The organism is Streptomyces sp. NH27, assembly GCF_056859195.1.
This window is the reverse complement of the sequence record NZ_JACEGK010000259.1, coordinates 1-10,652: the sequence shown is the minus strand read 5'-3', so window position 1 is coordinate 10,652 and position 10,652 is coordinate 1. Positions and strand designations below refer to the sequence as shown.

Sequence of the window (10,652 nt, the reverse complement as noted above, 5' to 3'; positions counted from 1 at the left end):
CCCCCCCCCCCCCCCACCCCCCCCCCCCCCCCCCCCCCCCCCCCCCCCCCACAGTTTCACGCAGAAGACGGCAGACGCGCTGGTCTCAAGACACGTGGGCTCGAGATGTGTATCAGCGACAGCTCCTACACCGTCACCCTGCCCACCGGCGACAAGGTCACCTTGAGCCGGGAGAAGTCCGGGAAGTACCTGATGTCGGCCGCGCCCGGCACCACGTCCCGGATCACCTTCTCGGTCCTGGGGAAGACCGCCGAGCAGGCTCATGTGTCCGCCTACCCGGAGTCGGCGACGGGCCTCATCCAACTGCACCTGATGGACGCCCAGGCGTTCGACGTGACCTGGCTGGCCGGCCATGGTGACACCGGCGCCAAGGCCCGCATCCCGTTGACCGTGCACTACGGGGGGCGGAACAGTGCCGCCGCCCTGACCGCGAAGGCAGGCGGGCTGACCGGTGCCACCGTGGTCGGCGCCGACCCGAGCAGCGGGGACGTCCGGCTGAGCGTGCCGGCGGCCAGGGCCGGTGCCTTCTGGACCGCCCTGACCGGCGGCTCCACGCAGGCAACGGCCGCACGCGGCACGGCACGTCCGGCGTTGGCGGGCGGGGCCACCAGAGCCTGGCCGACGGGTCATCAGTCGCCGGCGTCGGTCGTGCCCGCCGCCGCCCCCGGCTCCACCGTCACCTGGACCCTCAGCAAGAAGCAGGGGGACGCGGCCTGGTGCCCGATCTTCGGGTGGTACCTCGGAGTCCAGTCCGCCACCGCCTGCCCGTACTACCCGGTCCTCATCGGTCTGACCGGGGCCGCGGCGGGACGGACCGTCACGCCGACCGACTTCGCCTGCCTCGACACGAACCCGTGCACCACGTACTCGGTGACCTTCACCGTCCCCAACGGGGTCTACGCCGCACAGGACATGAGCGTCGGGTTCGAGTTGCACGGCATCCCGCAGCTCGTGGACACCACGGTCCCGCAGGTCGTGGTGGCAGGTGACACCACCGTCACGACCGATCTGGACAAGGCGGCCAAGTTCACGGTGGACACCCCGCGGACGGCCGTCGACCTTGAGCACTACATCAGCAACAGCCGCACCGCGCCCGGCGTCTACAGCGCATGGCAGCAGCCCGACAGCAGTGGTCTGGACGCGGCCTGGGTCACCCCGACCGAGCCGGTCTCCGTCGGCGGCTTCCACCTGAGCAGCTTCTGGCTGCGCGGCCGGGCGCCGGTCTCCGCCGCCGTCACCGGCCCTTCCCGGTTGACCCTGCACCCGTACTACGCGCGGTACACCGATCTGGACTCACCAAGCTTCACGCGGTTCTCCGGCACGACCACGGCCCAGGTGGTGAACGTCGGGTACGGCGGCGCGGCCGACTTCGCGAAGGTGGACGTGCGGGGCAAGCTCGTGCTGATGCGACGGGCCACCGGCATCTCCGTCATCTCCACCGCGCAGCTGGCCGCCGCGCTCCGGGCCGGTGCGGCCGGGGTGCTGATCGATCCGCGTGACGACGACCCGACGAACCCGCCGGTGATTCCCGTCGAGCCCTACTGGTGGTGGACCGGCGAGCAGCCGGTGAAGATCCCGTTCGCCACGATCACGCCGGACGACGCCGCCTCGCTGACGGCGCTGCTCGCCAAGGGCGCGGCGACAGTGAGCATCACCGACCACGGGTACAGCCCCTACTTCTACCACCTGGCCCTGGCCGAAGAGGGCCGGGTGCCGGCCGCGCTCCACTTCTCGATCGGCGACGACCAACTTGCCCAGCGGACGACGTCCTACCACAGCTCGCAGCCCGGAAGCGTGACGCAGTCGGAGTCGGTGTTCCATCCGAACGACTTCTTCGCGCTGCTCACGCCCTCCGTGTTCGCCCCCGCACCCTCGACGGTGCAGCAGTACTTCGGACCGGTCTCCCCCGACCTGACCTGGGACCGGATCGGCACACTGAACACCGCGGACGGCGCTTCCGGACCGCATCAGGCGCTCAACGTGTTCGACCGGCCCGCGAAGGACACCGAGGAGTGGTTCGCGGCTCCCGACTCGCTCGGGGCACCGGCGGTGCCGAACGCGATCTACCAGACCGGACTGTCGCTCGGCAGCCTCTACTACTGCGCGTTCTGCCGGCAGGGGGACACCTTCTACCCGACGACCTACCTGGTCTCGGGCGCGAACCCGGCCCTGGCCGACGATCCGTACCTGCCGTACAGCTTCGACCCGTCCACCGTCCACCTCTACCAGAACGGAGCCGAACTGCCGCAGAAGCAGCTGTCCGGGACGCCTGTCTACCAGCTCTCCGACGAGCCGGCCACCGACCGCCTCACCGTCGACGGGGGCGACCTGCACAGCGACTGGACGTTCTCCTCGCGCCGCCCGAGCGCCAACGGGCTGCCACAGGCGTTCATGTGCATGGGTGACTACTTCGGCGGGAGCGGTCCCTGCGGCGCCGATCCGCTGATCCAGCTGCGCTACGACGCCTTCGCCGACACGGGCAACGCGGTGCGGGCCGACGCACGGCACCGGATCGAGATCACGCCGTACACCATGGCCGACCCGTCCGCGCCGTACGCCCTCACCAGTGTCAAGGTGTGGACCTCGACGGACGGCGGCGGCACCTGGGCGGAGTCGACCGTCTCCCGTACGGCGTCCGGCGCCTACAGCGCCGGCTACCGGGTGCCGTCGCTGGCGAAGACCAGCGGCGCGGTGTCCGTCAAGGTCCAGGCCGCCGACGCCGCGGGCAACTCGGTCACCCAGACCACCTACGACGCCTACTCCCTCACCGCCGGCTGACCTCGCGGCCGACCGGCACGTACCAAGGCGGCCTCGCCCCTCCCCGGGCGGGGCCGCCTCACGTTCTGCGCGATGACGGGCAGTCCCGGCGGCGTCGTCCTCGGCGGCGGCCGAACCAGGCGTGATCGGCTTGTGGCAGCGGTTGTGGACCGCCTCGACATAGGACTTGAGCTGCGCGACGGCGTCGGAGGTGGTGAAGTCCCCGCCGTACCGGTGCAGCGTGATGCGGACCGTAACTGTCCGCATGGCGCCGTACCGTGAGAACCATGGTCACCGAGCACCTCTCCCGACGTACTCTCAACCGGACCCTGCTGTCTCGCCAACTCCTGCTGGAGCGGGCGGACATGGGTCCGGAGGACGCTGTCGCGCACCTGCTGGGTCTCCAGTCGCAGAGCGCCGCCTCCGCCTACCCGGGTCTGTGGACCCGGCTGGCCGGCTTCGACTTCGCCGCGCTCGGCCGGCTGCTCGCCGAACGCCGCGTCGTGCGGCTGGCGTTGATGCGCAACACCGTGCATCTGGTGACGGCGCAGGACGCCCTGCGGTTGCGGCCGTGGCTGCAACCGGCCCTCGACCGGGGGCTGCGCTCCTCCGCGTGGGCCGCCGGGCTCGCCGGCGTCGGCCGCGACGCGCTGGTCTCCGCCGGGCGCGAGGTGCTGGCCGAACAACCCCTCGGAACACCGGAGTTGAGGGCCCACCTCGGTGCGCGCTTCCCCGCCGCCGATCCGGCCTCGCTGGTCAACGCGCTACGCACCTGGGCGCCGCTCGTGCAGGTGCCGCCACGCGGGGTGTGGGGCGTACCCGGCGGCGTCCGGTACGCCTTCGCCGACGACTGGCTCGGCGCGCCGCTCGCCGCCGACCCCGACCCGGCCGACCTCGTCCGCCGCTACCTCACCGCGTTCGGCCCCGCCGGCCCGGCCGACCTGCAGAAGTGGTCCGGACTCACCGGCCTCAAACGGCTCTTCGCCGACCTCGACCTGCGGACGTACACCGCCGAGGACGGGCAGGTCCTCCACGACCTGCCCGACGCCGAACTCGCCGACGCCGACGTGCCCGTGGCCGCCCGCTACGTCGCCGACTTCGACAACCTCCTGCTCTCGCACGCCGATCGCACCCGCATCCTCGGCGACGTGCCCAAGTCCCGGGTCATCTCCGCCAACGGGATCGTCAGCGGCACGATCCTCGTGGACGGCTTCGTCGCGGGGACCTGGCGGTTCGAACGGGCCAAGGGCGCCGCCGCGGTCGTCGTCAGCCCGTTCGCGCCCCTGCGGCCCGCCGACCGCGACACCCTTGAGGCGGAGGGACTCCGCCTCCTCGCCGCCGCGTACGACGGTGCCCCCGAGGTCCGCTTCGCGCGGGCGTAGGGCGGGCGCACCGTTCGGGGCGCGCCGTACTCTGGAAGCGAGGGCGACCCCGGGCGCTTTGCCCGCTGAAGTGGGCGTTGGCGAGCCCGGTACTCGGGTCCTGGTGGCGCGTACTCTGGTGCGGGGGGCTTGACTTCGTTCCGGGAGCCGCATCGTGACTGATCCGTCCATCAACGGAGAACTGACGACCGGTGAGTTGATCCGCCATCATCGTGAGCGGCGAGGAATGTCGCGTCCGGTGCTGGCCGGGTTGGTCGGGCGGTCGTCGGACTGGTTGAAGAAGATCGAGAACGGGGACCGCGATCTGCGGTCACTGCCGATGCTCTTCCGGCTGGCGCAGGCACTTCGGCTGGACGACGTGGCCACGCTCACGGGTGGCGATGTCGCCATTCCCGTCGACCATTGGGGCAAGCTGTCGCACCCGGCGGTGCCGGCGCTCAGGGACGCGGTTCATGCGTCGATCTTCCGTCGCTCCCCGTTCGAGGCGAGCAGTGTGTCGGAACTGGCGGGACGAGTGCGGCAGGCGTGGTCGACGTGGCATTCCTCGCGCCGGCAGCGGACCGAAGTAGGGGCGGTGCTTCCTGATCTGCTGACGGCATGCCACGCCGCCACCAGAGGAGCCGAGGGGGCGGAACGTCGACGCGCCTACCTGGTCACGGCGGAGGCTTACGCCCTGGCCCAGCAGTTCGCCGCGCACACCACGGAACCGGAGCTGTACTGGCTGACCGTGGACCGGGCCCGCATGGCGGCGGAGGAGGCGGACGACCCCGTTCTGCTGGCTGCCGCCGCATGGATCGTGGGCAACGGCCTCCGGGAGAACGGCCACACGGAAGAGGCGCTGCGTCTGGTCGCCGAGGCGGCGGCCACCCTCCGCCCGCGCCTTGAGGACGGGCCCGACATCCTGCGCGGGACCTTCGGAGCGCTGTGCCTTCATGCGGCGGTCACCTCCGCGCGGGAGGGGCGCGACGGTGACGCCTGGCGGTGGTGGGACGAGGCGAACGCGGTCGCCCAGCGCATGCCGGACTACGCCCACCCCTGGACGATGTTCGGCACGGGCAACGTGGCGGTTCACGCGGTCACCATCGGCGTCGACCTGCACACTCCCGGCGCCGCGCTCCGCCGTGTCTCGGAAACCGTCCCCGAGTCGATTCCGTCAGTGGAGCGCCGCTCTCGTCTGTTCCTGGACGCCGCCCGATCGGAGCACGCCCGCAAGGAGCCCGCCGGCGCGCTGCACTACCTCCAGCGGGCAGTGGAGACATCGCCCGACGCGATCAAGTACGTGCCGTCAGGTCGGGCGCTGGCCGCAGACCTGGTGCGCTCCGTGCCCCGCCCACTGCGGGCAGAGGCCGCCGAACTCGCAGCTTCCGTAGGCGTCTTGGCGGCGTAGGCGTTCCCTTGTGCAGGGGGACAGTTTGTCCCCTTTCAACCGGCGGATCGGTCCTAGCGTCGTCCTCATGACGGCTGAGCACCGAGACCGCGCACCTCTGCGCCCTGACTCCCCTTTACGGCACGGCCAATCCGGCACCCTTCGACGCCTCCCGTGGTCGGGCCCGGACGGAGGTGCGTGCTATCTCCGGTCGGATCAGTGTGACGCGTTGTGGCGGTTGGCCGATGAGATGGAGTCGGTGCAGCTCGGGATGGGTCGGGAGCTGCTGGGCTTTGTCCGTCAGACGCTGACGGAGGCGACGCCTTCGGACGGCGAACTCCGGGGCATGGTGGCGCACTTGTGTACGGCGTTGTCGGACGCGTTGCGGGTTGCCGACAGCCGTGGGGCGCTGCTGGGCCTGCCCGGAAGCAGGGATCGGGTGGGATCGACGGTGAACGTGTCCCGTTGATCGGGTCCGGCTTTGATGCGTGAACTCCCCCTTGTAGCTCAGTCAGGAAGAGCCCGGGCCGCGTCGCACCCTTCTCCGTTCATGTGTGCGGGCAGGCCCGATGACTCCGGTTCGAGTCCGGACAAGGGGACTTGGCGGCCCTGCGGTCCAGTTGGCGTTGACTGACGGTCAGTCGTACGAGGCCAGCGCCTCGACCAACTGTCGTCCCTCTCTCGCTCCGGCGCGCACGAGCACCGCCGCCGTGCTGTGAAGCTCATTCCATGAGTGCGGGCGTCCGATGGTGGCCGCATCCGCGATGAGCGGCAAGGCCACAACCAGCGCCTCGGCGGCCTCTCCGGCAGCTCCGTAAGCGTGGGCCAGGCATGAGCCGAACCAGGTTTGGTCCCGCCGGTACTTCGTGTCCAGCGCGGAGAGTCCCGCAGTCAGATGGTTCACGGCGCCGGCCCAATCATGTAGGTGCATGGCGGTCATGCCGCGCTGCAACTCGAACCAGGTCTCCCCATAGAAGTACATCCATGCCGGTTCGTCTTCGGGGTGCTCCGACGCACGGGTGATCAAGTCCTGGGCGTCGTCGATCATGCGGTGTGCTTCGTCGGCGACACTGTTGAGCGCGTGACCGCGCGCGGCCATCTGCACTGCCATCCCCTGTACGCCCAGGGAGGCACCGGGCGCCGACCAACGCGCGGCTTCGGCGAGTCGCACCGTACGGTCGCCGTTTCCGCCGGACCAAGCCATGTGGGACTTCATGGACAGGGCGGTGGCGGCCATGTCCACGTCTCCGGCTTCCAGCGCCCATTCGTGACTGCGGTCGTACCAGGCGAGCGCCGCAGCGGACTGTCCTTGGTCCTGCGCCATCCAGGCGATGAACTGCGCGTGCTCCGATGCGAGGCGTACCACCCGGCGGGAGAGGGGGCCGCGAGCGCTGGAGTACAGGTTTACCACTGTGCGGAGTTGCTGACGCATGATCTCGTCCAGCGGCCGGGACCCGAGCTGGTCTTCCGCTGCCCGGTGCTCTGCGAGCAACCGGTCCAACCAGTCAAGAGTCGCGGCGTCGACCCGGTGCGTCCTATCGGCAGCGCTGGTGACTCGTGCCAGCAGGTCGTCATCAGGGCCGGGTCCCGGCAACTCCAGGCGGGGCACCAGAGACGCCGCAGGCGCGGGCGCGTCATGGTGCAGCAGTTCAGCCGGTACGCCGAGGCCGGAAATGATGCGTTGGCGGACCTCAGTGGAGGTAACTCGGCGACGTCCTCGTTCGATGTCCGAGACATCGGGCTGCACTAGGCCGACCAGTTCACCGAGTTTGGTCTGCGAGAGTCCGGCGACTTTGCGGTAGCCGCGAATAACTGCGCCCCAGTCCTCGGCTCCGACTGCCGCACGTAGACCGGGATGGGACCAAAGTCCCAGCGGGGACGTGTTCATAGCTCCAAATATAGGACGCGGTATAGGGCCGTGTGATTGGTTCGACGGTTCTTTTCCTTGAAGGTCTAGACACAGCCCCCGGCGACCGCGCGAACGGCCCCGGGGCGTGGCCGATCCGAAAATCAAGGAGCAGATCGACATGCAAGAAACTACAGCGTCCGCTGGCATGCCCGCGAGCGATTCGCCTCGCCTGGCTCACGAGGCGTTGGCGCCGCGCTGTCCGGATGGGAGCAGCACGCGGGCCGTCGCACTGATCCGCATCGATGAGGCTGGGCGCTGGCTGGAAGCCGGGCGGCGGTCCCTCAAGGCGGCGCGATACGCCGAACGGATGGGGCACTTCGTGATGGCCATGTGCTGCATGATCGGCCGTTCGGCGGTGCCCTGTGAGGACTGACCCTGTGGAACCGTGGACGCCTCCTCACCACGGGCAATTGGAGCTCGTGTCGTGCGGTCAGGCGTGGGACGCCGTGAAAGTGCCGAGCCGCATCGGCGAGAGTGTGCTTGCTCGCCTCGGCGAAGCAACCGGAGCCGTGATCGCTGACCCGCTTGGACACGTCTGGTAGTGGCTGGTGAAGCCGGGCGCGGCCAACAACCGGGCTATGTGCGGCGTCGATTGCTTGGGAGTGGCCGCGTACCTGGTCGTGCCGCCCGCCGACCGCACCAAGGGGCTGGGAGTGCGGTGGCGTGTCCCGCTCGGCCCTGAGTGCTACTTGACGGATGCCGCCAACCTGTACGACGCGCTGGCTGCGGAGTCGGCCACGTGATCCGCAAGTGGGGGCTCGTCCTCTCTGTGGGCTGGGTCGGAATCGTCACGCTGCTCGGCTTGGCCCTGCTGTGTGGGGTCGAGATCGGGTTGGTCGTCGCGGCTGATCCATCCCGTCCTTAGCCGCGATCCTCTGGGACTCCCCCTTGTAGCTCAGTCAGGAAGAGCCCGGGCCGCGTCGCACCCTTCTCCGTTCATGTGTGCGGGCAGGCCCGATGACTCCGGTTCGAGTCCGGACAAGGGGACTTGGCGGCCCTGCATGCGGAATTCCCGCGTGCCCAGAGGCCGTGTAACACCACCACGACCGACCACCGTAGAGAGGAGAGCCGTATGAATGGCAGCAGCGGAAGCGGCGGGACCCGGAGCAAGGACATCATCGACTGGGAGTGGTTGTCGGCTCAGCAGTTGTACGCAAGTGAACTGGCTTACCGGCGGCAGCAGTCGGGAATGACGCTGATGGAGCTCGCGGGGTTGTGCCTCTATGAACAGTCGTACCTGCACCGGCTGGAGCGGGGGCAGCGGCTCGGGACTCTTGAGGCGGCCACGGCGCTGGACAAGGTGTACGGGACGGGGACGCTGCTGGTGAGGCTGTGGCACCTGGCCAAACGTGAGGCGAAGGACCGCCCTTTCCTTGGGCTCGCACCCTTGGAGGCGGACGCGGTGAGCGTTCAGGAGTACGCGGTCAGCGCCGTCCCCTACCTGCTCCAGACGCGGGAGTACGCCGAGGAACAGCTCCGCACCGCGCGCCCGCACAGCGTCGAGCAGTTGGGCGCCCAGGTCGCCGCGCGGCTCAAGCGCCAGGACCGTCTGACCGGCCCGAACCCCGTGCACTACCGGGCGTTGATCGACGAGGCGGTGCTGCGGCGCGAGGCGCGGGACCCGCAGACGTGGCAGGGGCAGTTGGAGCACCTGATCGCGGTGGCGCAGCAGCCCGATGTGTCGCTGCACGTCGTGCCGTTCGGCACCGGGCCGCACCACATCCGCAGTTGCCTGGAGCTGATCTCTTTCCGGGACGGCCGCACCGTCGCCTATACGCAGAGCAGTTGGAGCGGTCACCTGGTCGAGGAGCCGGAGGACGTCGAACCGCTCCGCCTCGCGTACGACTTGCTGCGGGATACGGCGCTGACCCCGACGGAGTCGCTGACGTTCCTGCGTGCGTTACTCGACGAGGGCACCGCGAGCGGGCCGTCGGACGGTCCCCGGCCGTGAGCGGTGTCAGTGGTGTGGGGGCGGGGATGCGGCTCGGTGGGAAGCGGAGTGTCCGACGGCGTCCGGCGCGGCTGAACCAGGAACCCGAAGCGGTGGCCTGGGCGCGGGAGAGGGTCGGGTTGACCAAGCGGGAGCTTGCCGCCGAAGTGGGGATATCGGAGCAGTTGATGGGCGAGATCGAATCCGGCTGGCGCAGCGCCACCCCGGTGAACCTGGTCAAGATCGCCCACGTGCTCAACTGCCCCGAGGTGGCCCTGGAACGGAAGCGCTGGTAGCCGATGACGCGCCGATGAGCGCGGAGCGCGGACTGCCTCGCCCGGAAGACGTGGGGCGGGGTGATATGGGGAAGTTCGCGGCGTCGCGAGCCGTATTCGCGAGGCCGCACGCCGTACCGGCCGCAGGTTCGCACGGATTGCCTCGCGGATTTTCGTTATCGGCCCGACCGGGGCGCCGTCTCCTGTTGTGTAGGCGCAGCCACTTGCGATGACGGGACGGCGGAGCGAATGCGTGCAGGCGATCGGGGCGGGCCCGACCCGGAGATGGTGACCGCGGCGCGGGCGGGGGACGAGGGGGCGCTCGACCTGCTCGTGGCGCAGTGCCTGCCGCTGGTCTACAACATCGTCGGCCGGGCCCTGGACGGCCACGACGACGTGGACGACGTGGTGCAGGAGACGCTGCTGCGGGTGGTACGCGGGCTCGCCGATCTCCGTGATCCGGCCGCCTTCCGGTCCTGGCTGGTCGCGATCGCGGTACGCCAGGTCCGCGACCGCGAGCAGGCGAGGAAGGCGTCCTGGCACCACCAAACCGGCCTGGAATCAGCGGAGTTGATACCGGACCCGGCCTCGGACTTCGCGTCGGTGACCATCCTGCGGCTGGGCCTGACCGACCAGCGCCGGGAGATCGCCGAGGCGACCCGCTGGCTGGACCACGACGACCGCACGCTGCTGGCGCTGTGGTGGCTGGAGGAGACCGGCGACATCGGCCGGTCCGAACTGGCCGAAGCGCTCGGCCTGTCCCGGCAGCACGCCGCGGTGAAGGTCCAGCGGATGAAGGAGCAGCTGGAGACCTCGCGGACCGTGGTGCGTGCGCTCGGCGCGACCGAAAGCTGCCCGGAGCTGGCCGAGTTGACCGGCGGCTGGGACGGCGTGCCGAGCCCGCTGTGGCGCAAGCGATTCGCCCGGCACATCCGCGGCTGCGAGGCGTGCGGGCGGCTCGGCAAGGTGCTGCTGCCGATGGACCGGCTGCTCAGCGGGCTGCCGCTGCTGCCCGTACCGATCTCGCTGGCCG

Annotated in this window: 10 protein-coding genes and 2 tRNA genes; 11 read left to right on the top strand and 1 reads right to left on the bottom strand. The window is 70.0% G+C overall.

Annotation, left to right across the window (positions count from 1 at the left end; translation table 11 throughout):
• Window positions 1-105: 105 nt before the first annotated feature.
• The 5 genes from AC13HU_RS21190 to AC13HU_RS21170 all read left to right on the top strand — a co-directional run bounded on the left by AC13HU_RS21190 (window position 106) and on the right by AC13HU_RS21170 (window position 6,104).
• Entirely contained in the window at window positions 106-2,778 is a 2,673-nt protein-coding gene (locus AC13HU_RS21190) for a hypothetical protein (protein ID WP_483043486.1), read from the top strand.
• 266 nt (window positions 2,779-3,044) lie between these two features.
• Window positions 3,045-4,139 carry a winged helix DNA-binding domain-containing protein gene (locus AC13HU_RS21185; RefSeq protein WP_483043485.1) on the top strand — a complete coding sequence of 365 codons (1,095 nt, stop codon included), beginning with the start codon at window positions 3,045-3,047 and terminating at the stop codon, window positions 4,137-4,139.
• A gap of 154 nt (window positions 4,140-4,293) precedes the next feature.
• A complete protein-coding gene (locus AC13HU_RS21180) occupies window positions 4,294-5,526 on the top strand; it encodes a helix-turn-helix domain-containing protein (RefSeq protein WP_483043484.1) in 1,233 nt (410 codons plus the stop codon).
• 217 nt (window positions 5,527-5,743) lie between these two features.
• Window positions 5,744-5,974, top strand: coding sequence for a hypothetical protein (locus tag AC13HU_RS21175; protein WP_483043483.1), 231 nt, complete (start codon window positions 5,744-5,746; stop codon window positions 5,972-5,974).
• 27 nt (window positions 5,975-6,001) lie between these two features.
• Window positions 6,002-6,104: transfer RNA gene (locus AC13HU_RS21170), tRNA-OTHER, on the top strand.
• A 38-nt stretch (window positions 6,105-6,142) separates the two neighbouring features.
• Here AC13HU_RS21170 and AC13HU_RS21165 read toward each other — a convergent pair.
• Complete coding sequence (locus AC13HU_RS21165) at window positions 6,143-7,393, bottom strand: helix-turn-helix domain-containing protein (RefSeq protein WP_483043482.1); 1,251 nt, start codon at window positions 7,391-7,393, stop codon at window positions 6,143-6,145.
• 106 nt (window positions 7,394-7,499) lie between these two features.
• Here AC13HU_RS21165 and AC13HU_RS21160 point away from each other — a divergent pair, with 106 nt between their 5' ends.
• From AC13HU_RS21160 to AC13HU_RS21135, 6 genes are all read left to right on the top strand, one after another.
• The gene (locus tag AC13HU_RS21160; RefSeq protein WP_483043481.1) at window positions 7,500-7,787 is read left to right on the top strand and encodes a hypothetical protein; all 288 of its coding nucleotides are present in this window, start codon (window positions 7,500-7,502) and stop codon (window positions 7,785-7,787) included.
• Window positions 7,788-7,992: 205 nt separating this feature from the next.
• Complete coding sequence (locus AC13HU_RS21155) at window positions 7,993-8,157, top strand: hypothetical protein (protein ID WP_483043480.1); 165 nt, start codon at window positions 7,993-7,995, stop codon at window positions 8,155-8,157.
• 141 nt (window positions 8,158-8,298) lie between these two features.
• A tRNA-OTHER gene (locus AC13HU_RS21150) sits at window positions 8,299-8,401 on the top strand.
• 85 nt (window positions 8,402-8,486) lie between these two features.
• Window positions 8,487-9,365 carry a helix-turn-helix domain-containing protein gene (locus AC13HU_RS21145; protein WP_483043479.1) on the top strand — a complete coding sequence of 293 codons (879 nt, stop codon included), beginning with the start codon at window positions 8,487-8,489 and terminating at the stop codon, window positions 9,363-9,365.
• 26 nt (window positions 9,366-9,391) lie between these two features.
• Window positions 9,392-9,640 carry a helix-turn-helix domain-containing protein gene (locus AC13HU_RS21140; RefSeq protein ID WP_483043487.1) on the top strand — a complete coding sequence of 83 codons (249 nt, stop codon included), beginning with the start codon at window positions 9,392-9,394 and terminating at the stop codon, window positions 9,638-9,640.
• A gap of 228 nt (window positions 9,641-9,868) precedes the next feature.
• Window positions 9,869-10,652 (top strand): RNA polymerase sigma factor (locus AC13HU_RS21135; protein WP_483043478.1); only part of this gene is annotated, 784 nt, incomplete at its 3' end.

What these genes read in the sequence shown, in the direction of transcription:
- AC13HU_RS21190 (WP_483043486.1), top strand. Translation starts at nt 106, where the DNA reads ATGTGTATCAGCGACAGCTCCTACACCGTCACCCTGCCCACCGGCGAC.
- AC13HU_RS21185 (WP_483043485.1), top strand. Translation starts at nt 3,045, where the DNA reads ATGGTCACCGAGCACCTCTCCCGACGTACTCTCAACCGGACCCTGCTG.
- AC13HU_RS21165 (WP_483043482.1), bottom strand. Translation starts at nt 7,393, where the DNA reads ATGAACACGTCCCCGCTGGGACTTTGGTCCCATCCCGGTCTACGTGCG.
- AC13HU_RS21155 (WP_483043480.1), top strand. Translation starts at nt 7,993, where the DNA reads ATGTGCGGCGTCGATTGCTTGGGAGTGGCCGCGTACCTGGTCGTGCCG.
- AC13HU_RS21145 (WP_483043479.1), top strand. Translation starts at nt 8,487, where the DNA reads ATGAATGGCAGCAGCGGAAGCGGCGGGACCCGGAGCAAGGACATCATC.
- AC13HU_RS21140 (WP_483043487.1), top strand. Translation starts at nt 9,392, where the DNA reads ATGCGGCTCGGTGGGAAGCGGAGTGTCCGACGGCGTCCGGCGCGGCTG.